Raw genomic sequence first — 24,142 nt, 5'->3', positions numbered from 1 at the left:
TCCACGCCGACCCCGACCTGCCGGCCCGCCACCACGGCCAACACCTGATCGCGGACATGCAGTACTACGGCCGCGACTTCGAACACACCCTGGCCGGTGCGGGCATAAGCCTGCTCCGCAAGGCCCGCAAGGGCGAGGCCCCGCGAGCCGGAGCGCACCTGTTCAAGCCATTACGCCAGACCATCGAATCGATCAACCAGACCTTCAAGGGCCAACTCAACCTGGAACGCCACGGCGCACGCACCCCAGCCGGCGTCACCATCCGAGTGATCATCCGGATCCTGGCTCTGACGACCGCGATCTGGCACAACGACAAGACCGGCCGGCCCACCGCCCGATCCCTCACCGCCTACGACCATTGACGCTCAGCCGTACGGCTTGGAATCAGTCATCTAGGCGGCCAGCTCCCTGACCTTCTCCAGCAGCCTGATGCGCTCCTCGTGGGTGCGGCCGAGCGGGGTGACGTTCAGCGTGGTCACGCCGGAGTCCTTCATGGCCTGCACGCGGTCGCGGACGAAGCCCTCCGAGCCGATGAGCGACATCCGCTCCAGCAGCTCCTGCGGGACCAGCGCCTCGGCCTCCTTCTTGTTGCCCGCCAGGTAGAGCTCCTGGATCTGCTCGGCCTCCTTCTCGTAGCCGTAGCGGCGGGCCAGCTCGTTGTAGAAGTTCTTGCCCTTGGCGCCCATGCCGCCGATGTACAGCGCGGCCATCGACCGGCCGAGCTGCAGCAGGCTCTCGCCGTCCTCGCCGATGTAGAGGGCGGCCTGCGCGATGACGTCGAGCTCGCCCAGCGAGGCGTCACGCTTGGCCTTGCCCGCCGCCAGCGAGGGGCCCCACACGTCGGCGGCCTTCTCCGGCATGTAGAAGATCGGCTCCCAGCCCTCGGCGACCTCGGCGGTCAGCTCGACGTTCTTCGGGCCGATGGCGGCCACCACGATCGGGATGCGGGAGCGCACCGGGTGGTTGATCAGCTTGAGCGGCTTGCCGAGCCCGGTGCCCCTGTCGGCGGGCAGCGGGAGCGTGTAGTGCCTGCCCTCGTAGGTGAGCCGCTCGCGCTCCCACACCTTGCGGCAGATCTCGATGACCTCGCGGGTACGGCCCAGCGGAGCGGTGTACGGCACGCCGTGGAAGCCCTCGATCACCTGCGGTCCTGAAGCGCCGAGACCGAGGGTGAACCGGCCGTCGGAGACGTAGTCCATGCCCGCCGCGGTCATCGCCAGCAGGGTCGGCGTGCGCGAGTAGATCGGCAGGATGCCGGAGGCGATCTCCAGGCGCTCGGTCTTGGCCGCGATGTAGCCCATCTGGCTCACGGCGTCGAAGGAGTAGGCCTCGGCCACGAAGACGATGTCGAGCCCGGCCTTCTCGTAGTCGGCCAGCTCGGCGACCGTCTCCTTGAAACCGCCCGAGTAGTTGAGCGCCATCCCGATCCGCATGCCCGAACTCCCTAGTAACCGAACTATGTTCGGCCTCAGGTTAGCGCCTCGCGTGCGGCCCGGCGAGCGCCTACCCTGGTCACCCCAGGGGGCGAGAGGAGCGGTGTGCTGAAGCGTGCGGTGATCGCGGGGGCGATTCTGATCGCGGCGATGCTGGCGGGTCACCGCCTGATCCCAGCACTCGGGGGATTCACCCCCATATTGGAGAGCCTGCTGCCGTGGCTGGGGCTGGCCGTCCCGCTGCTGCTGCTCGCGGCGCTGCTGGCCCGCTCGAGGGGCGCCGCGCTCGCCGTGCTGCTGCCGGCGCTGGTATGGGCGGTGATGTTCGGCTCCGACGTGCTGCGCTCCGCGCCCGGAGGCGACAGCGACCTGTCCGTCGCGACGGTCAACGTGGGTGTCCGCAACAACGCCTCCGGTTCGGCGGTGCGCGCCATCGCCGACGACGTGGACCTGATCGCGGCGCAGGAGCTGACGCCCGGCGGCCCCGCGGCCAAGGCGCTCAACGCGATCTACAAGTACCGCAGGAGCGTCAGCACGATCGGCGTGTGGAGCAGGTTCCCCCTGGGCAAGCCCGAGTTCTTCGACGTCGGCCTCGGGTGGGAGCGGGCGCTGCGCACCGTGGTCAGGACGCCGGAGGGCGACGTCACCGTCTACGTGATGCACCTGGCCTCGGCCAGGCCCGGGCACACCGCCACGCGCGACCGGACGCTCGAGGAGGCGCGCAAGCTGATCACGGCCGACCGGAGCGAGCGCATCCTGCTGCTCGGCGACCTCAACACCGCCACCGACGACCGGGGGCTCGGCAACCTGGCGCCGCCGCTGCTGAACGCCCAGGAGGAGGCGGGGGAGGGGTTCGGCTTCACCTGGCCGTCGAGCTTCCCGATCACCAGGCCCGACCACATCCTCTACAAGGGGATGACGGCGACCAGGGCAGGGGTGGCGCCGGCCACGGGCAGCGACCACCGCGCCGCGACGGCCTCCTTCCGCCTCTGACCTCACGCGCCCCGGGGCGGCCTCAGCCGGTGCGGGGCGTCAGGGCGGCCAGGTCCTCCGGGGTGTCGATGTCGCGCGGGTCGCCCGGCACCTCCACCTCGGTCACCAGTTCGGGGTGCTCCCGCATGAACGCCCGCGCCCCCACGTCGCCCACCGCCAGCTCGGCCACCCGCGCCACGTGGGCCGCGGAGACCAGCACCGGGTTGCGCCGCCGCCCGCCGTACGTGGCGACCGCGACCTCCGCCCCGCTGCCGATCAGCGCCCGCACCGCGTCGGACGTCACGAACGGCTGGTCCACCAGCGCGATCACCACGCCCTTCGCGTCGGCGGGCAGCGCGGCCAGCCCCACCCTGAGCGAGGAGCCCATGCCGGTGCGCCAGTCGGGGTTGCGCACCGCGACCGCGCCGCGCACCTGGACGGTGGCCGCGCCCAGCACGACGATCACCGGATGGCAGCCCCCTTCGTGCAGCAGCCGTACCCCGCGATCGACCAGCCGCTCGCCCTCGAACTCCAGCAGCGCCTTCGGCATGCCCAGACGCGACCCCTGGCCCGCGGCCAGCAGCAGGCCCACCACCCCAGTCATCAGACCTCCCCATGGATGCGGCCGCCGGTCTCGCTGAGCGGCCGTCCGCTCCCACCCCAGCGCAGCTGGATCAGTTCCGCCATCACCGACACGGCGGTCTCCTCCGGCGTCCTGGCACCCAGGTCCAGGCCGATGGGGGAGCGCAGCCTGGCCAGCTCCTCCTCGTTCATGCCCGCCGCGCGCAGCCGGGCCAGCCGGTCGTCGTGGGTACGGCGCGAGCCCATCGCCCCCACGTAGGCCGCCTTGGTGCGCAGCGCCACCTCCAGCAGCGGCACGTCGAACTTCGGGTCGTGGGTGAGCACGCAGATCACCGTCCGCTCGTCGACGTGGGTGGCGGCCAGATAGTCGTGCGGCCACTTGACGACGACCTCGTCGGCCTCGGGGAAGCGCTTGGCGGTGGCGAAGATCGGCCTGGCGTCGCACACGGTCACGTGGTAGCCGAGGAACTTGCCCAGGCGCGCGACGGCGGCGGCGAAGTCGATGGCGCCGAAGACGAGCATGCGCGGCGGCGGGGCGAAGCACTGCACGAACACCGACAGGTCGTCAAGGCGGCGCTCGCCGTGCTCGCCGTAGTGCCTGACGCCGGTCAGGCCCTGGGCCAGCATGCCGCGCACGTCGTCGTCCACGGCTTCGTCCAGCCGCCCGAGGCCGAGCGAGCCGGTGGCCCTGCCGGGCCAGACGACCCGTCGCGTGCCGATGACGCCGGGCCCCGCCACGATCGTCGCCACCGCGACGGGCTCGTGCGCGGCCACCGAGGCGACGATCTCGCCCAGCTCGGGATAGGTCTCGATGGAGACCGGCTCGACGAGGACGTCGATGATGCCGCCGCAGGTCAGTCCGACGGCGAAGGCGTCGTCGTCGCTCACGCCGTACCGCTGGAGCACGGGCGTCTCGACCTGGCCGGCCAGCTCGAACACCGCGCCCTCGACGCAGCCGCCCGAGACGCTGCCCACCACCTCGTCGCCGCGCACCGCCATGGCCGCGCCCGGCGGCCTGGGCGCGCTGGAGAAGGTGCTCACCACCGTCGCCAGCCCGAACCGCAGGCCGGACTCCCACCACCGCATGATCTCAGGCAGGACGTCGCGCATGGGAAAGCCTCCCGGACAGATCCTCGAAGGCGGCCAGGCTGTGTCCTGCCACCAGGTCGTCGATGTACGGCAGCGCCGCCTGCATCCCGCCGGTGAGCGGCTGGTAGTCCGCGTGGCCCTTGTGCGGGTTCACCCAGATCACCCGGTGCGCCTGGCGGGCCAGCCTGGCCATCTGCTCGCCGAGCAGCGTGGGATCGCCGCGCTCCCAGCCGTCGGAGGCGACGACCACGATGGCGCCGCGCATGCTCCTGCGGGCCAGCAGCTCGCGCAGCTCCTCGCCGAGCCTGGTGCCGCCGCTCCAGTCGGGGATCGCCTTCGACACCTCCGCCAGCGCGGTGCCGGGATCGCGGTGGCGCAGCTCGACGGTGATCGGCGTCAGCCGCGTGCCGACCGAGTAGACCTGCGTCACCCGCGGCTCGGTCCGCACCAGCGCGTGCGCGAACCGCAGCAGCGTCTCGGCGTAGGGGGTCATCGAGCCGCTCACGTCCACCAGCAGCACCACCCTGCGCGGCCTGGTGGTGTGGCGCCGGTAGCGCAGCCGCGCCACCTCGCCCTTCCTGAGCGCGTCGCGGATGGTCCTGCGCTGGTCCAGCCTGCCCCGGTGCGCGGACACCAGCCTGCGCGAGCGCCGCCGCTCCCGGTGATCGCGCAGCAGCGCCAGCATCTGGTGCACCTCGGCACGCTCGGCCTCCGTCAGCCTGGCCACGTCGCGATGGCGCAGCACCTCGGCCCTGCTGGCCGTCGCCGTCGCCGCCGGCTCCTCGCCCTCGCCGCTCTCGCCGTCGCCTCCCGCCAGGTACCTGGTGACCGGCTTGGCCGGGGTACGGCCCGGCGCCGCCCGGTGGCCGCCGAAGTAGGCGGCGAAGCACCTGTCGTACCTGGGCAGGTCGTCGGGCGAGGCGCACAGCGTCAGCCGGCCCGCCCAGTAGACGTCGTCGTCGCGGGTGACGTCCAGCTCGTCGAGGGCCTTCAGGAGGTTCTGGGTGCGCTCGTGGTCGGCCGCGACGCCGGCCGCCCGCAGGGTCCTGGCGAAGCCGGTCATGGTGGCGGCCAGGTCACGCACGGGTCAGCACCCCGCTCTTGAGCACGCTCTCCACGTCCTCCCGGTACTTCAGCGCCGCGCCGAGCGTCGCCGCGGCCAGGCCGGGGTCGAGGTCGCGGGCGCCGAGCGTCAGCAGCGCCTCCGTCCAGTCGAGCGTCTCGGCGATGCCCGGTGGCTTGACCAGGTCCTGCGCGCGCAGCCGCGCCGCCGTCCTGGCCACCTGGGCGGCCAGCGACTCGGTGCACTCCGGCAGCCTGCGCAGCAGGATGGCCACCTCCCTGTCGAAGCTCGGGTGCTCCAGCCAGTGGTAGAGGCAGCGGCGCTTGAGCGCGTCGTGCACCTCTCGCGTGCGGTTGGAGGTGACGACGACCACCGGGGGACGCTCGGCCCTGATCGTGCCGAGCTCGGGGATGGAGATCGTGAAGTCGGACAGCACCTCGAGCAGGAACGCCTCGAACTCGTCGTCGGCCCGGTCGATCTCGTCCACGAGCAGGACGGAGGGCTGCGTCTCGACGGCCCGCAGCAGCGGGCGGGCGATGAGGAAGCGCCGGTCGTAGATCTCGCCCTCGAGCCTGCTCGCGTCGGTGATCCCCGCCGCCTCGGCCGCCTTCAGGTGGAGGAGCTGGCGGGCGAAGTCCCAGTCGTAGAGCGCCTGGGCGGCGTCCAGCCCCTCGTAGCACTGCAGGCGGATCAGCGGGGCGCGCAGCAGCTCGGCCAGGGTCTTGGCCAGCTCGGTCTTGCCGACGCCCGCCTCGCCCTCCAGGAACAGCGGGCGCCCCATCCGCAGCGCCAGGAAGGCGGCCGTCGCCAGACCCTCGTCGGCGAGATACGCGTGCTGGTCGAGGAGTTCGGCCAGTTTTCCTGGTGACTCGATGTTCATCGCGTTGATTGTCCGTCGCGGCAGACCCTAGGGCTAGGAAGGGACGTGCAGATTCTCCAGGGATACCCGGCCGCGGGCCGTTCGACGCCCCGGATCCCGCCTGCCCCACCTCGGCCCGCCCGAACCCGATATTTCGCTGTTCGCCGTGGAACGGTGGGCTTCTTCGATTAGATTGATCATGGACAGACTGGACAGGCAGGGGGTTCTCCAGTGACCGACAGCGCGCGGGACCGGCTCGACAGGATCGACTCCAGCGTGCCGCACCCGGCACGCGTGTGGGACTACTGGCTGGGCGGCAAGGACAACTACGAGGCCGACCGGGCCGTCGGTGACGAGATCCTCAAGGTCATGCCCGACCTCGTGGTCGTCGCCAGGGCCGACAGGCAGTTCCTCGGCCGTGCCGTACGGCACCTGGTCGACGCCGGCATCCGGCAGTTCCTCGACGTCGGCACCGGCGTGCCCACCGCCGACAACACCCACCAGGTGGCGCAGCGGGCCGCGCCCGAGTCGCGCATCGTCTACGTCGACAACGACCCGATCGTGCTCGCCCACGCGCGCGCCCTGCTCTACAGCACTCCCGAGGGCGCGACCGACTACCTCGACGCCGACCTGCGCGACCCCGAGACGATCCTGCGCGGCGCGGCCAAGACCCTCGACTTCTCCCGGCCGATCGCGCTGATGGTGCTCGGCGTGCTGGAGTTCCTTCCCGACGACGAGCAGGTCCGCGCCGCGCTGTCGACGCTCTTCGACGCCATGCCGGCCGGCAGCTACCTGGTCGTCTCGCACAGCGTCCACAGCCCCTCGATGGACGAGGCGGCCGCCCGGTGGAACGCCAGCGGCGCGACCGAGATCAGACTGCGCACCCCCGAGCACCTGCGGACGCTGTTCGACGGCATGGAACTGGTCGCGCCCGGCGTGGTCTCGCTGCCGCGCTGGCACCCCGACGCGGCCACCGAGTACACCGACCGCGAGGTCCACCAGTACGGCGGGCTCGGCCGCAAGCGCTGAGCGGCGCCGCCCCGCCGTACCCGGGAAGGGAGGCGGGAGCGGCGCCACCGGCGACGGGAAGATCAGTCCCTGGACATCAGCGTCAGCGCGTAGAACGCGATCGCGGCGAAGTCGTCGGCCGGCTCGGAGGCCTGCCACGAGCGCACGTCGTCGACGAACCTGCTGCCCCTGCCGGTGAACTGCTCGTAGCGGTCCACCCCGTCGGCGGGGCACTTGGCCATCTCCTCGAAGTGGTCGCCGAGGCCGTCGTCGAACAGGGAGGCGGCGTTCGGCCCGTTGACGACCGCGCCCGTCGCCGGACGGCCGGTCAGGTTGGAGATCTGGTAGTGCGGGCAGGAGATCGAGTTGTCGCCGACGCCCTGCACGAACGACACGCCCCACGGGTTGGCGCCGAGGGCCCAGCCGCGCTGCTGGGTGCCGAAGGCGTCGTAGCCGCGGTCGCCCGTCACCGAGCGGTACAGCCGGGAGGTGGCGGCCAGCCCGAAGGCGTGCGGCACCGAGTCGAAGGCGTCGTAGGCCGCGCCCGCCCTGAACGGGTCCTTCGCCGCCCTGGCGGCGCCGATCTCCAGTTGCGCCTTGAGATCGGCGACCAGCGCGCCCTTGATCGGGGCGCCCGCCCTGATCAGGTCGGCGTGCGCGAGGGCGCTGACGTCGTAGAGGTTGAGCGTGTCGCCGGTGTCCTTGGCGATGTACTCGGTGGCCCAGTGCTGGGCCTGCTCCAGCCACTGGGCGGCCCTGGGGTCACCGAGCCGCTGCGCGGCCAGCGCCAGCTCGGCCCCGCCCAGCTCCATGTCGTCGCGCCAGACGCTCTCGGGGTAGAAGGCGTGCGGGAGCGAGGTCACCAGCCGGCCCACGTCGGTGGTCTTGGCCATGGCGTAGATCTCGGCGGCCTTGTCGAGCCAGGACTGGGCGCGCTTCCTGTCCGGTTCGACCTGGGCGGCCAGCGCGAAGGCCGCCGCCGTACGGCCGGCCAGGTTGGGGCTGATCGGCTCGCCGGGCGGGGCGGCCCGGAAGACCGGCCGGTTGCGGATGTACTTCTCGCGGGAGGAGTCGTCGGTCTCGGGCAGGCGCCAGATGTCGTGGTCGCCGACGAACGTGCCCTCGGCGTTGCCGGCGCCGACGCCGACCTGGATGTAGAGGGTCCTGGTCGTCCCGTCCCACATCTTGTCCAGGTACTTCAGGCTGTGCAGCGCCTCCGACTTCAGGCGCGGATCGACGACCGGCCCGCCGTCCCTCCTGGCCGCCCACAGCAGCGTGTCGACGTAGGCCAGGATGTGGGTGAACTTCAGGTAGTCGCCGGCGTCGAACCAGCCGCCCTCGACGTCGACGGGCCCGCCGATCCTGGTCAGCTCGCCCTTGATCTGGTCGGTGTCGGGGCCGGTGAAGGCCGGCCAGTCGTAGACCTGGGCGGCGCGGTCGTTGGCGTGCCGCCTGCCGCCGTCGCGCTGGCCGCCGAAGAACGTCACGATCTTCGAGGCGGGCAGCGCCAGGGCGGCGGACGGGGCGATCGTGAACTCGGCGGAGGTCAGGCCGCCCGAGGTGATCCGGTAGCTGCCCGGTTTCCTGAGCCTGGTGAGGTCGAGGTCGTAGACGTGGCGGTAGGCGGCGTTCCACGCGCCGAGGTCGCGGCCGGCCGTACCGTTCAGCACCGGCCTGCCCCTGGCGTCGATCACGGTGAAGGGGGCGGGCCGCCCGCCGGTCATCAGGTAGGCGTGCTTGGCCTCGTCCGGTGCGAACCCGACCTGGTCGACGCGGATGTGCCCGGTGACCTTCGCGCCGGCCTGCGCGGTGGGCCCGGTAGTCTGCTCGGCGGCGTGCATGGTCGGGGCTCCTGTCAGCGCCAGGGCGAGGGCTAAGACGATCCGCATCGACTGCTCCACGAGTTAGTAAACCTTCCTAACCTTCAAGTCTGGACCGTAGCTGGCCGCGGTGAACGTGGTCAATACTTGGTGAAATGACCATCGATTTCGCCCGGCGCCGAGCCACCCTCGCCGCGCTGCTGGCAGGCGTCGACGCCATTCTCGTCACGAAGCCGGTCAACGTCCGCTACCTCACCGGGCTGGACAGCTCCAACGCCGCCGTCCTGGTCCGCGCGGACGGCACCGCCAGGCTCGCCACCGACTCCCGCTACATCGAGATGACGCGCGACCTGGACGTCGAGACCGTCGAGGCCACCGACGTCGCAGGCGAGCTGGCCGCGCCCGGCGTCGGCATCGAGGCCGCGCACATGACGGTGGCGACCTTCAACCGGCTGGGCGAGGGCCTCGTCCCGCTGGAGCCGCTGGTCGAACGCCTGCGGATGGTCAAGGACGACGAGGAGATCGAGCTGCTGCGGACCGCCTGCGCGATCTCCGACCAGGCCTTCGCCGACATCAGGGAAAGCATCAGGCCGGGAGTGAGCGAGCGCGAGGTCGCCCGCGTCCTCGAGGCCCGCATGGTCGAACTCGGCGCCGACAAGCCCGCCTTCGAGTCGATCGTGGCCGGCGGGGAGAACGGCTCCATCCCGCACCACTCGCCGACCGACCGCGAACTGCGCACCGGCGACCTGGTCACCCTCGACTTCGGCGCCCTCTACCGCGGCTACCATGCCGACATGACCCGCACCGTCGCCCTCGGCAGGGTCGACGACTGGCAGCGCGAGATCTACGACCTCGTCCGCGACGCCCAGCGCGCGGGACGTGAGGCGGTGCGCCCCGGCGCCGAGGCCGCCGGGATCGACGCCGCCTCCCGATCGGTCATCGAGCGGGCGGGACACGCCGAACACTTCCGCCACGGCCTCGGCCACGGGGTGGGCCTGGAGATCCACGAGGAGCCGTTCCTGGGCCCTTCGCGGACCGGTAGACTAGAGGATCGAGTTCCGATCACCGTCGAGCCTGGGGTCTACCTCCAGGGCAGGGGCGGGGTTCGCATCGAGGACACGCTCGTGACGCGTGAAGGCGGAGCGGAACTTTTGACGAAGACGACCAAGGAGCTGCTCGTCCTGTAAGAGCGGCCGCATCCGGGAGTAACGAGTGGCGACGACCAACGACCTCAAGAACGGCATGGTGCTGAAGCTCGACGGCGGTGAGCTCTGGGCCGTTGTGGAGTTCCAGCACGTCAAGCCGGGCAAGGGCGGTGCGTTCGTGCGCACCAAGCTCAAGAACGTCCTGTCCGGCAAGGTCGTCGACAAGACCTTCAACGCCGGTGTGAAGGTCGACGTGGCCAACGTCGACAAGCGCGAGATGCAGTTCTCCTACAAGGACGGCGACGACTTCGTCTTCATGGACACCGAGACCTACGACATGGTCAACGTGCCCGCCAAGACCGTCGGCGACGCCGCCAACTACATGCTCGAGAACACGCTGGCCACCGTGGCCTTCAACGAGGGCTCCGCGCTCTACGTCGACCTGCCCGCCGCGGTCGAGCTGCTGATCGCCAACACCGAGCCGGGCCTGCAGGGCGACCGTTCCACCGGCGGCACCAAGCCCGCCACGCTGGAGACCGGCGCCGAGATCAAGGTCCCGCTGTTCATCACGACGGGCGAGAAGGTCAAGGTCGACACCCGCAGCGGCGAATACCTCGGCCGGGCCTGAGTGTCCGCGCGAGGCAAAGCACGCAGGCGGGCGCTCGACATCCTCTTCGAGGCCGAGCTCCGCGGTGAGGACGCGCTGAAGATCCTCGCCGAGCGCGTTGACCGGCGGGAGCCGCCGGTCAACGAGTACACCTCGGCGATCGTCGAGGGAGTCGCCCGGCACTCCCGGCGCATCGACGAGCTGATCACGACCTACGCCGAGGGGTGGACTCTCGAGCGCATGCCCGCCGTCGACCGCAACCTCCTGCGTGGCGGCACCTACGAGCTGCTCTGGATGCCCGACGTGCCGGAGGGCGTGGTGATCAGCGAGTGGGTGCACCTGGCGTCCGAGCTGTCCACGGACGAGTCGCCGCAGTTCATCAACGGTCTGCTGGCCCGTTTCAAGCAGCTCAAGCCCAGCCTCACGCTCTGACCCCGGCCCTCGCTCCCGGCACCGGCCGCCCACTTGCCGGTACGGCCGGCGCTTTCCGGCACGCCCACCGGCCGGGGCGGCCCGTGACCTCCTGAGCGGCGGAGACCTCCCCAGCGGACCGGCCACCACGGCCGCCCGTTGGGTCTCTCCGGCGGGACGGGTTCGATCTGGACGCCTGAATCCCCGCGCGGGCCCCGAGGCCTTCCCCGCGGCGGAAGCGCCCGTGCCGGTGGGTGGTGTCCGGGCCGCCGTGCCGTACAGGATGGGTCGCATGGTGACCGAGGACGACGTGCGGCGGATCGCGCTGGGGCTGCCGGAGACCACCGAACGCCTCATGTACGGCACGCCCGCCTTCTACGTCAAGGCCAGGTGGTTCGCGCGGATCAGGGAGGAGGGCGACGTCCTGGCCCTGCCGGTGGCCTCCGAGTAGCACAAACGCGAGCTGGTCGCCGCGGATCCCGACGCCTTCTTCACCCTCCCGCACTACGACGGCCACGCGGTCGTGCTGGTGCGCTTCGCCGCCGTCGAGGCGGCGGAGCTGGCCGAGCTCCTCACCGACGCCTGGCGGCTGCGGGCGCCCAGGCGCGTCCTGGCGGCCTTCGACGGCCGGGGAGCGTGACGGGCCCGCCCCGTGCCCGCATCCGGACGTTACCTCCTCGTGATCTCGTATGCTCACCCGGCTCGGGACGGCGTAGGCTGGCCCCAGCCGCGACGGCCGCTCATGGCCGTCACGCGCGGGGACCACGGGCAAGGAAAGAACGCGTTCGGGGACGCAGCGGGCACACCGTCGTTCACGGGCGCGGCGAAACGAGGAGGCGAGCCGACGTTGCGTGCGGAGAGCATCACCAAGCAGGCGACCCCGGCGGTGCGCACCGCCGTCGTCTGGGACGCGCTGCGGGCGGTGCTGGCCGCGCGGGCGAGCCAGACCGGCCGCGCGCGGCTCGACATCGTCGACGCGGGCGGCGGCACCGGCGGCTTCGCCGTACCGCTCGCCGAGCTCGGTCACGCGGTGACCGTCGTCGACCCGAGCCCCGACTCGCTGTTCGCCCTGGAGCGCAGGGCCGCCGAGCGGGGGGTCGGCGTGCGGGCGCTCCAGGGTGACGCCGCCGACCTCGGCGACCTCCTGCCGCGCGACAGCGCCGACCTGGTGCTGTGCCACAGCGTGCTGGAGTACGTCGAGGACCCGCTCTCGGCGCTGACCGCGGTCTCGGGCCTGCTGCGCTCCGGCGGTGTCGTGAGCGTGCTGGCGGCCAACCCGGTGGCCGGCGCCATCCACCGCGCGCTGGCCGGGCACTTCGACGAGGCCAGGGCGGCCCTGGACGACCCGATGGGGCGCTGGGGCGACCGTGACCCCACCCCGCGCAGGTTCGCCGCCCAGACGCTGGCCGAGCTCCTCGCGGCGACCGGGTTCGCGGTGGACGAGGTCCACGGGGTGCGGGTCTTCGCCGACCTGGTGCCCAGCCGCCTGGTCGACGGGGAGCCGGGCGCCGCCGAGGCGCTGGTCGCGCTGGAGCAGGCCGCCGCCACCCATCCCGTCCTGCGTGACATCGCCACGCAGCTGCACGTCCTGGGTCACAAGTGATGACCCGCCCCCTCGACCGGGTCCCGGCCCCCGGGCGCGGCGTCTGCCGCCACGGCGCCAGGACGGTTGTCGAACGCGCGTTCGGGTAGAATCACGTCGTGTCGCGCAAGCAGATCACCGGAGTCGGCCCCGTCGCCAGGATCGGGGCCGACGACAGCGGCTGCCCCATCCTCCACGTCGACATGGACGCCTTCTTCGCCAGCGTCGAGCTCCTCGAGCGTCCCGAGCTCCGCGGCCGCCCGGTGATCGTCGGCTCGCCCGCCGGGCGCGGCGTCGTCCTCAGCGCGACCTACGAGGCCAGGCAGTACGGCGTGCACTCGGCCATGCCGATGAGCAGGGCCCGCCGCCTGTGCCCGCAGGCCACGATCATCCCGCCCAGCCACGGCAAGTACACCGAGGTCTCCAGGGGCGTGATGGAGATCTTCCACGCGATCACGCCGCTCGTGGAGCCGATCGCCTCCGACGAGGCCTTCCTCGACGTGGGCGGCGCCCGGCGCAGGCTCGGCTCGCCCGCCGACATCGCCGCCAGGATCCGCGCCGAGGTGCGGGAGCGCTTCGGCATCACCTGCTCGGTCGGCGTGGCCGGCAGCAAGTTCGTCGCCAAGCTGGCCTCCAAGCAGTGCAAGCCAGACGGCCTGCTCGTGGTGCCGGCCGACCGCGTGGTCGACTTCCTGCATCCGCTGCCCGTCAGCGCGCTGTGGGGCGTGGGGGAGCGCACCGAGCAGGCGCTGGTGCGCCTGGGCATCAGGAGCGTGGGCGACCTGGCCAGGGTCCCGCCCGCCACGCTGCAGCGCGAGCTCGGCCACGCGGCCGGCACCCATCTGGCGGCGCTGGCGTGGGGCAGGGACGAGCGCGCCGTCACCGCCCACGTGCCCGACAAGAGCGTCGGCGCGGAGGAGACGTTCGCGGCGGACGTCGACGACCCCGAGGTGATCAGACGCGAACTGCTGCGCCTTTCCGAACGGGTCGCCGCGCGTGTGCGTGCGGGCGGCCATGTGGGCAGAACTGTGAGCGTGAAGCTGCGCCGGGCCGACTTCTCCACGATCACGCGTTCGCGGACGCTGCGGGAGCCGACGGACGTGGCGCAGGAGATCTACACGACGGCCTGCGAGCTCTACGCCGCCGCCGGGCTCGAGCGGATCAGGCTGCGCCTCGTGGGTGTCAGGCTGGAGAATCTGAGACCGGCCGACTCCGCCGCCCACCAGCTCAGCCTGGGGGAGAAGGAGACGGGGTGGCGGGAGGCCGAACGAGCGATGGACAAGGCGATCAGAAGATTCGGCCCCGATGCGGTGGTCCCGGCTTCACTAGTCAGAGGACGGCTTGATGAAATGGAGGCATGACGCCCGATGTCGCGACATCTCGGACGGTGGGGGAGAATGGACATGTTTAGAGCCATGACGTCACCTCCGGTTTGGTCTACGTTGGACGTTTTCTTTCGCCTACGTCTACAGCCTCGTATTCTGGGGATAACCGACCGCGAGGTCCGGACACCCCGTGTCGTCCGTTGCCGTCTTCCCCGAAATGGGGCCGTCCTTGGGAGGCGCCGTGCCGCTCTCTGAGCACGAGCAGCGCTTGCTCGACCAGATCGAGCAGGCCCTCTACGCCGAGGACCCGAAGTGGGCCAATACCGTTCGGATCAGCGATCCGCGCAGCCATTACAAGCGGCGCCTGGTCAAAGCCTCCATCGGCTTTGCGCTGGGCATCGTCCTGCTGATGGTCGGCGTCGTGATCAACCAGATCCCGCTCGGCGTCGGCGGTTTCGTGGTCATGCTCGCCGCGTGTCTGTGGGGCCTGTCCAGTTGGAAGCGCATGAACGGGTTCGGTGACTCCGGTGGATCAGGATCCGGCGTCAGGACGCCGGGCAAGAGCCAGCGCCGGGGCAACCGCGGAAGCTTCATGGAACGCATGGAAGAGCGTTGGCGCCGTCGCCACGACGAGCGCTGAGCCGATAGACCGACAGACCTCGTGCGGCCGCTCCTGTGAGGAGCGGCCGCACGGTTCAGCGGTCAGGAGCTCCTGCGGGCTGCCCGCGTCCAGAGCCTGATGTTCTCCAGCCGGTCGAAACCGTCCAGGATTCCCTCGCCCATGCCCCTGATCCGCCGCAGGGCCGAGGGCGGCAGCAGCGCCGCGCGCAGGCGCGTGCCGCGCGAGACGCTGGCCGCCAGCGCCCGCCGTATCGTCCGCAGCTCCCTCTTCATCGGGGCGATCTCCCCCGGGTCGCGCGCGAACAGCAGCCGCTCCACCGCTGAGGCGATGACGGCGATCGCCGCGCCCGCCTCGGCGCCGAACTCGTACTGCTCGGTGAGCCTGCGCGCCAGCGCCCGCGGGGTCTCGCTCGGCAGCCGCGCCATCCCGTAGTCGTACAGCACGTCGTCGAGTTCGGCCCAGGCCGCGGCCACCGAGGTGTCCACCCGCCCGGCTCTCGCCGTGACCTCGTCGGACGGCCCTGAGACCTTCCAGCTCAGCGTCCGCACCCTGCGGTTCCTGATCACCAGCCGCAGCAGGGCGGGGATGAGCAGGATCACCAGCACTCCTGCCACGGCCAGCGCGATCCACACCCACAGCGGGGTGGTCTCCACCGACGTGACGGGACCGCTGTAGATGCCCTCGGGGTCGAGCTCCCTCAGCCTGTCCCTGCTGTTGGGCGCGGCGGTCGGGCTGTCGCCGCTCTCGGCGGCGCTCGTGCTCGGGTCGCTGCTCGGCGTGCTCTCGGCCGGCCTGGGCAGCGTGTAGTCGGGGACGCGGGCGGTGCCCTGTCCCGCGCTGCCGGCGGGGGTCGGCTCGAAGGCCAGCCAGCCGACGCCCTCGAAGTAGAGCTCGGGCCAGGCGTGGGAGTCGTGGGTGCGGACCTCCCAGCGACCCTCCAGCTTGGTGCCGCCCGTGTAGCCGATGGCGACCCTGGCCGGGATGCCGATCGACCTGGCCAGCACCGCCATCGCCGAGGCGAACTGCTCGCAGTAGCCGGCTCTGGTCTGCTCCAGGAAGTTCGTCAGGGCCTCGGTGTCGTGGCCCTGCGTGGCCAGGCTGTAGGTGAAGCCGCCCGTGGTGGTGAAGAACCGCTGCAGGTTCACCGCCGCCTCGTACGGGGACTCGCTGTCCTTGGTCACCCGCTGCGCCAGCTGCCTGATCTGCGGCGGCAGGTCGGGCAGCTTCAGGTAGCGCTCGCCGACCGCCGGGTCGACGGTCCTCGGGGCGGCCTCCAGCTGGTCGGCGCTCGCGTCAGGCTCGGTGCTGACCACCTGGTAGCGCAGGCCGCCCGCCAGGTCGCCGGGGGAGAAGACCATCAGGGAGTCGACGTCCGCGCGCCAGTCGCCCTCCGCCCGCACCAGCTGGGGCGGGTACGGCAGCGGCAGGAACTGCAGCTGCGTGATGTCCTCGCTGACCTGGATGTCGGTCTCGACCCGCGTGGTCTTCGTCGTCGGGGCGAGCCCCGGCGGCGGCGGCAGCGGACCCTGGTCCACCCTGTTCTCCGGGCTGCCCTTCGACTTCATCGTCCAGCGCTGGCCGTCGAAGACGTCGAGGGAGTAGATCCTGAGATAGCGCGGGGCGTCGTCGCTGCTGGTGTAGGAGAGAACGGTGTTGTTCTCCGGCAGCTGCAGCCGCCCCTTCAGGTCGGCGACGGGGTCGGGGATGCTGATGGAGTCGCCCCGGCCCTTGCCCGAGCCGCCCACCCCGAACCCGAACAGCGGGTCAGGCTCGAGCGTCGGCAGCAGTGCCGGCAACGCCACGGCCAGCGCGATCGCGGTGAACCCGATGCGCTTGCCCGACAGGCGCAGCCCGCGCGTGTCGGCCGACTCGTCGGCGTCCGTGCCGGCGGCGGCGCGGCTGCGCCGTACCAGGACCGCCCGGCCCCAGTGGCCGACGCGCTCGCGGCCGTCGGCGATCAGCAGGCTGGTGAACCCGAGCGCGCCGAGGATGAACGCGGCCCAGCCGATCGGGTCGGGCAGCACGGCGGCCGGCACCGTGAACAGCGCCAGCAGCGGCAGCCCGGCCAGCGCCGCCCTCCGCAGCCTGGTCACGAACAGGTCCACGACGATCGCGATGACCCCGACGCCCGCGGTGGTGAGCATGGCGATCGGCGGGTCGTCCGGCACCGGCGCGGCATAGCGCTGGATGTCGGCGAAGCCGGTGGTCAGCAGTTTGACCAGGGCCAGCGCCGACTCCTTGGTCGGCACGAGCAGCGCCCAGGCCTTGTCACCGGTGTAGGCGGCGGTCAGGTAGATGCCGAGCGCCGTCAGGCCGAGCAGCGGCGCGGCCCAGCCGGGCAGGGTGAGCCTGCTGGCGATCACCCCCGCCGCGGTGACGGCGATCACCGCGCCGAGCGAGCCCCACAGCCACGCGCCGCCGTCGAACAACGGGTAGAGCGTGAGCGAGACCGCGAGGGTGGCCACACCCGACCAGATCGACAGCCTCATGCCGCACCTCCCACGGAGAAGCGGGACTTGACGCCCGCGCTCTGCCAGACCGCAGCCAGCGGCGTGGCCGCGGGCAGGGTGACGATCCGCCAGCCCGATCCGGTCAGCACCGCCTCGACCGCCTGCCTGCGCTCGGTGGAGCCGTAGTCCTTGACCTCCCAGCCCTCCACGTCCAGCAGGACGGCCACGCCGGTGGCGCTGCCGTGCCTGACCTTGGCCAGTTCCCTGGCCTCCTCGGCGTCCATCGCGCCGACCACCGCGACGATCAGGCCGTCACCGCCGCCCTGGCGCAGCGCGGTGATGCCGAGCTCCAGCGAGCGGGCCGGGCTGGTGCGCACGACGGCGAGCGTGTCGAGCAGCGACCAGCTCACCCCGGTGTCGCTCAGGTGCTCGGGCCCCTGGTCGGTGACCAGGCGCAGGCCCAGCCCCTCACGCGCCAGGTGCAGGCCGATGGAGGCGGCGGCCGAGACGGCCACCTCGAAGGAGGAGCGGGGCCCTTCACCCCGGTGGGCGTGCCGTCGGGTGTCGAGCAGGAGCGCGCCGCGGCTCTGCCACTGCTGCTCCTCACGGCGCACCATCAGCTCGCCGTGACGCGCGGTGGAGCGCCAGTGCACCCGCCGCAGGTCGTCGCCCTGCCGGTACTCGCGCGGCGCGACGTCGTCGTCACCGGCCGCCGCCACGCTCCTGGTACGGCTCTCGCCCCCGCCCGTCCACTCGCCCGACAGCCGCACGTGCGGCAGCGCCTCGACGTGCGGGGTCACCACGAGCGTGTCGGCGATGGTGAAGGACCGGGTCAGTTCGACCAGGCCGAACGGGTCGGTGATCCGTACCGACAGGGGGCCGATGGTGTAGCGGCCGCGCAGGTCGGACCTGACCCGGTAGTCGACCTCCCTGATCCCCCTCGACTCCACCCGGTCCAGCACGAACCTGGGCCGGGCGCCGAGCGCGTAGGGGACGGTGTCCTCGATGAGCAGCAGCCCGGTCGGCAGCCGCGTGACGTTCTCCAGCCGCAGGGTGACCGTCGCCTCGCCGCCCACCTCCGTCCTGGGCGGGTCGAGGCGCCGGGCGCAGGCCAGCCGGTAGCGGGTCCGTGCCACGACCAGGGCGGCCAGCAGCGGCAACGCGATGATCAGCACGCCGATCCTGAGCAGGTCGTGCTCGCCCAGCAGCAGCGCCATCAGCAGCGCGGCCACACCCGAGGCCAGGAACGACCGGCCCCTGGAGGTGAGCGCCCGCAGTCCCGCGATCACGACGCCCGAGCCTCCGGCACGGGCACTCGCCTGACGAGCTCGGTGACGACCTGCTCGGGCATCCGGCGCTGGCCCTGCGCCTCGATGCTCGGCAGCAGCCGGTGGGCGAGCACGGGAACGGCCAGCTCCTGCAGGTCGTCGGGGATCACGTAGTCGCGGCCGGACAGCGCGGCGTGGGCCCTGGCGGCGCGCACCAGCTGCAGCGTCGACCGGGGCGAGGCGCCGAGCCGCAGGTCCGGGGTGTGGCGGGTGGCCGTCACCAGGTCGATGGCGTACTTCTTGACCGGCTGGGAGACGTAGACGCCGCGCACGGCCTCGATGAGCGCGCGCACCTCCGCGGTGGTCGCGACCGGCTCGAGCTTGTCCAGCGGCGAGGTGCCGCCGTGCACGTCGAGCATCTCCAGCTCGGCGGCCGGCTCGGGGTAGCCCATCGCCACCCGCGCGGTGAAACGGTCGCGCTGCGCCTCGGGGAGGGGATAGGTGCCCTCCATCTCGATCGGGTTCTGGGTGGCGATGACCATGAAGGGGGCGTCAAGTCCGTAGGTGACGCCGTCGACCGTCACCTGGTGCTCCTCCATGCACTCCAGCAACGCCGACTGGGTCTTGGGCGAGGCCCGGTTGATCTCGTCACCGACCACGATGTTGGCGAAGACCGGGCCCGGTTTGAACTCGAACTCCCGCGTCTGCTGGTTGTAGGCGCTCACTCCGGTGATGTCGCTCGGCAACAGGTCGGGGGTGAACTGCACCCGCCGTACGGGACAGTCGATGGACCGGGCCAGCGCCTTGGCGAGCATCGTCTTGCCCACGCCGGGGACGTCTTCGATCAGAAGGTGTCCCTCCGCGAGCAGGACGGTCACTGTCAGCCGGACGGCATCGCTCTTGCCCTCGATCACCGACTCGATCGCCTGCCGGATCCGGTGTGCGGTGGAGACCAGCTCGTCGAGCTGGCGAGGGACGTCATGGGTTACTGCCACCAGGCCTCCATGAGAGAAGTGCAACGGCTTCCCCGGGGCGAAGGTGCTTTTGGGGCGCCTTGCCATTCCTTTTCATTGTGCGTACGACCCTACGACGGCGGGCATCCTTGGGCGACTTTTACGGATATCGGGGAACAGCCACAGTGTTCAGGTGGTCCATCCGGTTCTTGTCGCATAGTGGTGCGAATCCGGTGACACGGCCCTCCACTTTCCCCCACGGGCGCCCCGCCATGCGGTATTCACCGACCCTTTCGGCGTTCGACACGCCCGCGCCGCCCGCGGGCCGTCCGCCGCCCCCCACTCCGCTCCACCGCTCTGACCTGCGTAAACGCTGATCGAATGGCGACCGAAGAGGGTTCGAATCAGTTGACGGTGGGGAGAAGTGGAGTATGGTGGTGCGCAGTGGAGGGCAGGTGCACCAGCACTGAGCGCTTCACGAGGCACGGGAGGTGGGGCCGGTGTTCCTCGGCACCCATCAACCGCGTCTGGACGACAAGGGACGGCTGTTCCTGCCGGCTAAGTACCGTGAGGAGCTGGCGGAGGGTCTTGTGATCACCAAAGGCCAGGAGCGATGCCTCTACGTCTTTCCCGTGGGGGAGTTCCAGCGCATTACCGAGGCTCTCAGCACCGCCCCGGTCACCGCCAAGGCGGTCCGGGACTACAGCCGCGTCTTCTTCGCCAGCGCGTCCGACGAGACTCCGGACAAGCAGGGGCGCATCACGATTCCCCAGGCCCTGAGGGCATATGCGGGTCTGGAGCGTGACTGCGTGGTCATCGGCGCCAACACCCGGCTGGAGATCTGGGCCCAGCAGGCCTGGGAGACCTATCTGGCCGACCAGGAGCAGGCTTTCGCCGATCTGTCGGAGGAGGTGCTGCCAGGGATTCTCTAGTCACGGCCGATCCGTCGGTGATGTCGTTCGGCGAGGTCTCCACCCGCAACCACTCGCCCGCCAGCTGATGCACCTTCCCCGGTGTCAGATGGCAGGCGTCCACGAAGCGGGTGCGGATGGGGACCTGGCCGGGCGGCTACGGGTGGGGACCTGGCGACGGGGCACCGGGATCGAGCCTTAGCGTCATCCGCGAGTATGGACGCATTCTTAGTTGGAGGGGGGTTTCAGCAATGCACGTGGAAGGCAACGCTGCGGGCACGGGTGGTCACGTTCCCGTGATGCTCGAGCGGGTCCTGGAACTCCTCGCCCCCGCGCTGGCGGGCCCGGCGCCGGTGGTCGTCGACGCCAACCTCGGCCTCGGCGGTCACTCCGAGGCGCTGCTGGCCGCGCATCCGGCGCTGCACCTGGTCGGAATCGACCGCGATCCCTTCGCCATCGACTTCTCCACGCGCAGGCTCGCGCCCTTCGCCGACCGCGTCACGCTGGTCCACGCCTCGTCCGACGAGCTGGCCTCGGTGTTGGCGAAGGCGGGCCGGCCGGTGGTCGACGGGGTCCTGTTCGACCTGGGCGTCTCCTCGCCCCAGCTCGACGAGGGCGAACGGGGCTTCGCCTACTCCTACGACGCTCCCCTTGACATGCGGATGGACACCGAGCAGGCGCTCACGGCCGAGGAAGTGGTCAACACCTACTCCGCGGCCGAGCTGACCCGCATCCTCCGAGATTACGGAGAGGAAAGGTTCGCACCGCGTGTCGCGGGGCTCATTGTCAAGGAAAGGGCCAGGGAAGCCATAACGTCGACTAAGCGGCTCGCGGACATCGTTCGCGCGGCGATTCCCGCCGCTACCCGACGCACCGGTGGCAACCCCGCCAAAAGGACTTTTCAGGCGCTGCGTATCGAGGTCAACGCGGAGCTGACCGCCTTCGAGGCGGCGCTTCCCGCGGCCCTCGACGCGCTGGCGCTCGGTGGGAGAGTCGTCGTGCTCTCCTACCACTCCCTCGAGGACCGGCTGACCAAGCAGGTGCTCGCGGCGCGAACCAGGGACACCAGCCCCCCGGGGCTGCCCGTCCCGCTGCCGGCTCACCAGCCGCGGTTCCGCCTCCTGACGAGGGGAGCAGAGCTCCCGACTGACGAAGAGCTCGCCCGCAATCCGCGGGCGGCCTCGGCCCGGCTGCGGGCGGCAGAGAGGATCCGTGTTGACGAGGACTGAGCAGGAGATCAGGCGGGGTGCGCCCGTCAGGGGCGGCGTGCCCAGGACCGCTCCGGCGAGGACCGGCGTGCGCGAGCAGGACGCTTCGCGCGCGCCCAGGCCGGCCGTTGACCGGCCGATCGGTCAGCGGCCGGCCCCGGCGCAGGACGGCGCGCCGGTGCGCGTGCGGCGGCCGATGCCGCGCAAGCAGCGCGCCCCCTTCGTGCTGCTCGTCGTCGGCCTGCTGTGCGGTGGCCTGGTCAGCCTGCTGCTGCTCAACACCGTCCTGGCTCGCGACTCCTTCACCGCCAGCGAGCTGCGCGAGCAGATCGCCGAGATGCAGCGGCAGTCCGACAGCGCCAAGCGGAAGATCGCCGAGCTGGAGCAGCCCGGCAGCCTCGCCGAGGCCGCGGAGCGGCAGGGGCAGGTGTCCGACCCCGACGTCAACGTTCTCTACCCGGGTAAGTCGGGCGCGGACAGGTGAGAGAGACAGGCGGCAGGGGTCAGGGCCCCGGCCGCGGTGGTGGCGGCGCCGGCTCTCAGGGAGGGCCCGGCGCCGTTCGTCGTACGCCGGGCGGTCCCGGACGATCGGGACGGCAGGGCGGCACCGGATCCGGACGCTCCGAAGGGCCGCGCGACGAGCCGCCCCGCCGCAGGGACGGCGAGCCGGGCCGGCCCCGCCGTGGCGACGCCGACGGGCGCCCGGGGCCGGCCGACCGTCCGGGTGGTGAGAACCGCACGCCGTCCGACCGGCGAGCGGGTGAGAACCGCACGCCCTCCGACCGGAGATCGGGCCAGGACGGCCGTCCCCGACCGGCCGGCGCCGAGCCCGGAGGTCCGGGCGGGTCCAACCGGCGCGGGAACGACCCTTTCGAGCTGCCGCGCGGCCTGACCGGAGCCGACGCCAGGGACGCCAGGCGCGGCCGCGGCGAGGCCACCGTGCCCGGCCCCCGAGGCGAGCAGCGTCGCGAACCCCGCCCGCCGCACGGCAGGACCTCCGGCCGGCCTCCGGGCGGGTCCCAGGGCCAGCCGCAGGGCCCGCGCCGGCAGCCGCGCAGGCCGCCGCCCCCACCGAGGCCGCCACGCCCGCCGCTGGTGCTGCGCCTGGGCAACCCCCGCCGGCGCCTCAACATCGGGCTGATCGGCATGACCTTCATCCTGTCGATCTTCGCCGGGCGGCTCATCCAGCTGCAGGGCCTCGACTCCAAGATCTACGAGGCCAAGGCCGCCGACCAGCGGGTGATCAGCGAGGTCATCCCCGCCAAGCGCGGCTCCATCACCGACGTCAACGGCCACGAGCTCGCCGTCACGGTCGAGGCACGGGAGATCGCGATCGACCCGAGCAAGGTCCGTCCCGAGCAGTACGCCAAGGTGACCTCGGTGCTGGCCAGGGAACTGGGCAAGCCCGAGGCCGACATCCTGGCCAAGCTGGCCAGGACCACCTCGCGCTACGAGCTCATCGCCCGTGACGTCGACCCCGTGGTCGCCGACAGGGTCCTCGACCACGGGCTGCCGGCCGTCACCACGAAGAAGACCTACCGCAGGACCTACCCGGCCGGCGACCTGGCCGGCACGCTCATCGGCTTCGTCGGCGACGACGGCGCCGGGCTCGAGGGCGTCGAGCGGATGCGCGACTCCCGGCTGGCGGGCCAGGACGGCAAGCAGAGCGTGGAGCAGGGCCGCGACGGCCAGCGCATCCCGATGACCCGCAGCCAGCGCCAGGCCCCGGTCGCCGGTCGCGACGTGCGCCTGACCATCGACCGCGACATCCAGTGGGCCGCCCAGAAGGCCATCACCGAGCAGGTCGCCGCCAGCGGCGCGATCAGCGGCACCGCGATCGTCATGGACGTCAGGACCGCCCAGATCATCGCCATGGCCAACGCGCCCGAGCTCGACCTGAACAACTGGCAGAAGGCGTCCGACACCTCCTACGTCAACCGGGCCGTGGCCGAGGTGTTCGAGCCGGGCAGCACCAACAAGGTCATCACCGCCGCGGCCGCGATCGAGGCGGGAGCCGTACGTCCGGACACCACCTTCCGCGTCGCCGACCACATCAGGTGCGCCGACCAGACGCTGCGCGACTCCCACCCGCACAAGACGGAGACGATGACGTTCAAGAAGGTCGTGGAGACCTCCAGCAACGTCGGCACCATCCAGGCCGCGCGCAGGGTCGGCGACCAGCGGCTGTTCGAGATGCTCAAGGGCTTCGGCTTCGGCGTCCGGCCGGGGGTCGGCCTGCCGGGCGAGGAGGCGGGCCTGCTGCCCGACTACAAGGGCTGGTCGGGCACCCAGCGCTGCACGGTCGCCTACGGCCAGGGCGTGTCGGTGACCGCCCTGCAGACCGCCAGCGTCTACCAGACCATCGCCAACGGCGGGGTCAGGGTGCAGCCGCAGATCGTGGCGGGGGAGACCGACGAGCACGGCAGGTTCGTCCCCGCCAAGCCCGGCAAGCAGACCAGGGTGGTGAGCGAGCAGACCGCCGGCGAGATCGCCTCCATGCTGGAGGGTGCCGTCAGCGCCGAGGGCACGGGTACGCTGGCGGCCATCCCGGGCTACCGGGTGGCGGGCAAGACAGGCACCGCCAACCGATACGATCAGCAGTTGGGCCGTTACAACGGCTACACCGCCTCCTTCGTCGGTTTCGCTCCCGCGGACAAACCCGAGCTCGTGGTCCTCGCGGTGGTGCAGAAGCCGGCCAAGGACATCTACGGCGGGCACATCGCGGCCCCTGTGTTCAAGGACGTGATGACGTTCGCCATCAAGAGCAGGAAGATTCCGCCCACAGCCCCGACCGCGTCGCCCGCGCGGATCGGCACCGGACAGTGAACAGGGAG

The 24,142-nt window shown here is 71.5% G+C and carries 23 protein-coding genes; 14 read left to right on the top strand and 9 right to left on the bottom strand.

What is annotated here, in order from left to right; translation table 11 throughout:
* On the top strand, window positions 1-362 hold a 362-nt coding region (locus ACWENQ_RS21055), incomplete at its 5' end, for a transposase (protein ID WP_452415712.1).
* 30 nt (window positions 363-392) lie between these two features.
* Here ACWENQ_RS21055 and ACWENQ_RS21050 read toward each other — a convergent pair.
* Window positions 393-1,433 carry an LLM class F420-dependent oxidoreductase gene (locus tag ACWENQ_RS21050; RefSeq protein ID WP_354910275.1) on the bottom strand — a complete coding sequence of 347 codons (1,041 nt, stop codon included), beginning with the start codon at window positions 1,431-1,433 and terminating at the stop codon, window positions 393-395.
* A 105-nt stretch (window positions 1,434-1,538) separates the two neighbouring features.
* Between ACWENQ_RS21050 and ACWENQ_RS21045 the strand changes: the two genes are divergently transcribed.
* Entirely contained in the window at window positions 1,539-2,426 is an 888-nt protein-coding gene (locus ACWENQ_RS21045; protein ID WP_452415710.1) for an endonuclease/exonuclease/phosphatase family protein, read from the top strand.
* A gap of 22 nt (window positions 2,427-2,448) precedes the next feature.
* Here ACWENQ_RS21045 and ACWENQ_RS21040 read toward each other — a convergent pair whose 3' ends face one another.
* From ACWENQ_RS21040 to ACWENQ_RS21025, 4 genes are read right to left on the bottom strand one after another with little or no spacing between them, the layout of a single operon-like run.
* On the bottom strand, window positions 2,449-3,009 hold the full coding sequence (locus ACWENQ_RS21040; protein WP_452415708.1) for a nucleotidyltransferase family protein: 561 nt from the start codon (window positions 3,007-3,009) through the stop codon (window positions 2,449-2,451).
* Window positions 3,009-4,097: an XdhC family protein gene (locus tag ACWENQ_RS21035; protein WP_452415707.1), complete on the bottom strand. Its 1,089-nt coding sequence runs from the start codon at window positions 4,095-4,097 to the stop codon at window positions 3,009-3,011. Before ACWENQ_RS21035 ends, ACWENQ_RS21040 begins: the two co-directional genes overlap by 1 nt.
* Window positions 4,078-5,160, bottom strand: coding sequence for a vWA domain-containing protein (locus ACWENQ_RS21030; RefSeq protein WP_452415706.1), 1,083 nt, complete (start codon window positions 5,158-5,160; stop codon window positions 4,078-4,080). Before ACWENQ_RS21030 ends, ACWENQ_RS21035 begins: the two co-directional genes overlap by 20 nt.
* Window positions 5,153-6,019, bottom strand: coding sequence for an AAA family ATPase (locus tag ACWENQ_RS21025; protein WP_449921040.1), 867 nt, complete (start codon window positions 6,017-6,019; stop codon window positions 5,153-5,155). The genes ACWENQ_RS21030 and ACWENQ_RS21025 overlap by 8 nt, the downstream gene beginning before the upstream one ends.
* Before the next feature lie 210 nt (window positions 6,020-6,229).
* Between ACWENQ_RS21025 and ACWENQ_RS21020 the strand changes: the two genes are divergently transcribed.
* On the top strand, window positions 6,230-7,027 hold the full coding sequence (locus ACWENQ_RS21020) for an SAM-dependent methyltransferase (protein ID WP_354910292.1): 798 nt from the start codon (window positions 6,230-6,232) through the stop codon (window positions 7,025-7,027).
* 62 nt (window positions 7,028-7,089) lie between these two features.
* Here ACWENQ_RS21020 and ACWENQ_RS21015 read toward each other — a convergent pair whose 3' ends face one another.
* Window positions 7,090-8,895, bottom strand: coding sequence for a glycoside hydrolase family 9 protein (locus ACWENQ_RS21015; RefSeq protein ID WP_452415704.1), 1,806 nt, complete (start codon window positions 8,893-8,895; stop codon window positions 7,090-7,092).
* A gap of 86 nt (window positions 8,896-8,981) precedes the next feature.
* On the opposite strand from ACWENQ_RS21015, the gene ACWENQ_RS21010 reads away from it, so the two are divergent.
* The 7 genes from ACWENQ_RS21010 to ACWENQ_RS20980 all read left to right on the top strand — a co-directional run bounded on the left by ACWENQ_RS21010 (window position 8,982) and on the right by ACWENQ_RS20980 (window position 14,536).
* Window positions 8,982-10,013, top strand: a complete 1,032-nt coding sequence (locus ACWENQ_RS21010) for a M24 family metallopeptidase (RefSeq protein ID WP_452415702.1) — start codon at window positions 8,982-8,984, stop codon at window positions 10,011-10,013.
* A gap of 25 nt (window positions 10,014-10,038) precedes the next feature.
* On the top strand, window positions 10,039-10,599 hold the full coding sequence (efp, locus tag ACWENQ_RS21005; protein ID WP_354910299.1) for an elongation factor P: 561 nt from the start codon (window positions 10,039-10,041) through the stop codon (window positions 10,597-10,599).
* Window positions 10,600-11,010 (top strand): transcription antitermination factor NusB, encoded by a 411-nt coding sequence (nusB, locus tag ACWENQ_RS21000; RefSeq protein ID WP_354910301.1) that lies wholly within the window; start codon window positions 10,600-10,602, stop codon window positions 11,008-11,010.
* Between the two features lie 271 nt (window positions 11,011-11,281).
* Window positions 11,282-11,440 carry a hypothetical protein gene (locus tag ACWENQ_RS20995; RefSeq protein WP_452415701.1) on the top strand — a complete coding sequence of 53 codons (159 nt, stop codon included), beginning with the start codon at window positions 11,282-11,284 and terminating at the stop codon, window positions 11,438-11,440.
* A gap of 396 nt (window positions 11,441-11,836) precedes the next feature.
* A complete protein-coding gene (locus ACWENQ_RS20990) occupies window positions 11,837-12,592 on the top strand; it encodes a methyltransferase (RefSeq protein WP_449921028.1) in 756 nt (251 codons plus the stop codon).
* A 98-nt stretch (window positions 12,593-12,690) separates the two neighbouring features.
* The gene (gene dinB, locus ACWENQ_RS20985) at window positions 12,691-13,932 is read left to right on the top strand and encodes a DNA polymerase IV (protein ID WP_354910305.1); all 1,242 of its coding nucleotides are present in this window, start codon (window positions 12,691-12,693) and stop codon (window positions 13,930-13,932) included.
* Window positions 13,933-14,137: 205 nt separating this feature from the next.
* Window positions 14,138-14,536, top strand: a complete 399-nt coding sequence (locus ACWENQ_RS20980) for a DUF3040 domain-containing protein (RefSeq protein WP_449921025.1) — start codon at window positions 14,138-14,140, stop codon at window positions 14,534-14,536.
* Between the two features lie 62 nt (window positions 14,537-14,598).
* Here ACWENQ_RS20980 and ACWENQ_RS20975 read toward each other — a convergent pair whose 3' ends face one another.
* Genes ACWENQ_RS20975 through ACWENQ_RS20965 form a run of 3 tightly spaced genes read right to left on the bottom strand, consistent with a single transcriptional unit; the run spans window position 14,599 to window position 19,297 of the window.
* Window positions 14,599-17,007, bottom strand: coding sequence for a transglutaminase family protein (locus tag ACWENQ_RS20975; RefSeq protein ID WP_452415699.1), 2,409 nt, complete (start codon window positions 17,005-17,007; stop codon window positions 14,599-14,601).
* On the bottom strand, window positions 17,004-18,257 hold the full coding sequence (locus ACWENQ_RS20970; protein WP_449921020.1) for a DUF58 domain-containing protein: 1,254 nt from the start codon (window positions 18,255-18,257) through the stop codon (window positions 17,004-17,006). Before ACWENQ_RS20970 ends, ACWENQ_RS20975 begins: the two co-directional genes overlap by 4 nt.
* Entirely contained in the window at window positions 18,254-19,297 is a 1,044-nt protein-coding gene (locus tag ACWENQ_RS20965; protein WP_449921017.1) for an AAA family ATPase, read from the bottom strand. Before ACWENQ_RS20965 ends, ACWENQ_RS20970 begins: the two co-directional genes overlap by 4 nt.
* A 392-nt stretch (window positions 19,298-19,689) precedes the next feature.
* Between ACWENQ_RS20965 and mraZ the strand changes: the two genes are divergently transcribed.
* From mraZ to ACWENQ_RS20945, 4 genes are all read left to right on the top strand, one after another.
* On the top strand, window positions 19,690-20,121 hold the full coding sequence (gene mraZ, locus ACWENQ_RS20960) for a division/cell wall cluster transcriptional repressor MraZ (RefSeq protein WP_354910317.1): 432 nt from the start codon (window positions 19,690-19,692) through the stop codon (window positions 20,119-20,121).
* Between the two features lie 278 nt (window positions 20,122-20,399).
* Window positions 20,400-21,329, top strand: coding sequence for a 16S rRNA (cytosine(1402)-N(4))-methyltransferase RsmH (gene rsmH / locus ACWENQ_RS20955; RefSeq protein ID WP_449921014.1), 930 nt, complete (start codon window positions 20,400-20,402; stop codon window positions 21,327-21,329).
* Window positions 21,316-21,792, top strand: a complete 477-nt coding sequence (locus tag ACWENQ_RS20950; RefSeq protein ID WP_449921011.1) for a hypothetical protein — start codon at window positions 21,316-21,318, stop codon at window positions 21,790-21,792. The genes rsmH and ACWENQ_RS20950 overlap by 14 nt, the downstream gene beginning before the upstream one ends.
* A 611-nt stretch (window positions 21,793-22,403) precedes the next feature.
* Entirely contained in the window at window positions 22,404-24,134 is a 1,731-nt protein-coding gene (locus ACWENQ_RS20945; RefSeq protein ID WP_452415698.1) for a peptidoglycan D,D-transpeptidase FtsI family protein, read from the top strand.
* Window positions 24,135-24,142: the final 8 nt, after the last annotated feature.

The organism is Nonomuraea sp. NPDC004354 (assembly GCF_053602555.1).
This window is presented reverse-complemented; position numbering and strand designations above follow the sequence as displayed.

Bases quoted from the DNA above. Each gene is read 5' to 3' on its own strand.
- ACWENQ_RS20975 (WP_452415699.1), bottom strand. From the start codon at position 17,007: ATGAGGCTGTCGATCTGGTCGGGTGTGGCCACCCTCGCGGTCTCGCTC.
- ACWENQ_RS21010 (WP_452415702.1), top strand. From the start codon at position 8,982: ATGACCATCGATTTCGCCCGGCGCCGAGCCACCCTCGCCGCGCTGCTG.
- ACWENQ_RS21050 (WP_354910275.1), bottom strand. From the start codon at position 1,433: ATGCGGATCGGGATGGCGCTCAACTACTCGGGCGGTTTCAAGGAGACG.
- ACWENQ_RS21015 (WP_452415704.1), bottom strand. From the start codon at position 8,895: ATGCGGATCGTCTTAGCCCTCGCCCTGGCGCTGACAGGAGCCCCGACC.
- ACWENQ_RS21025 (WP_449921040.1), bottom strand. From the start codon at position 6,019: ATGAACATCGAGTCACCAGGAAAACTGGCCGAACTCCTCGACCAGCAC.
- ACWENQ_RS20995 (WP_452415701.1), top strand. From the start codon at position 11,282: ATGGTGACCGAGGACGACGTGCGGCGGATCGCGCTGGGGCTGCCGGAG.
- ACWENQ_RS20965 (WP_449921017.1), bottom strand. From the start codon at position 19,297: ATGGCAAGGCGCCCCAAAAGCACCTTCGCCCCGGGGAAGCCGTTGCAC.
- ACWENQ_RS21035 (WP_452415707.1), bottom strand. From the start codon at position 4,097: ATGCGCGACGTCCTGCCTGAGATCATGCGGTGGTGGGAGTCCGGCCTG.
- ACWENQ_RS21040 (WP_452415708.1), bottom strand. From the start codon at position 3,009: ATGACTGGGGTGGTGGGCCTGCTGCTGGCCGCGGGCCAGGGGTCGCGT.
- rsmH (WP_449921014.1), top strand. From the start codon at position 20,400: ATGCTCGAGCGGGTCCTGGAACTCCTCGCCCCCGCGCTGGCGGGCCCG.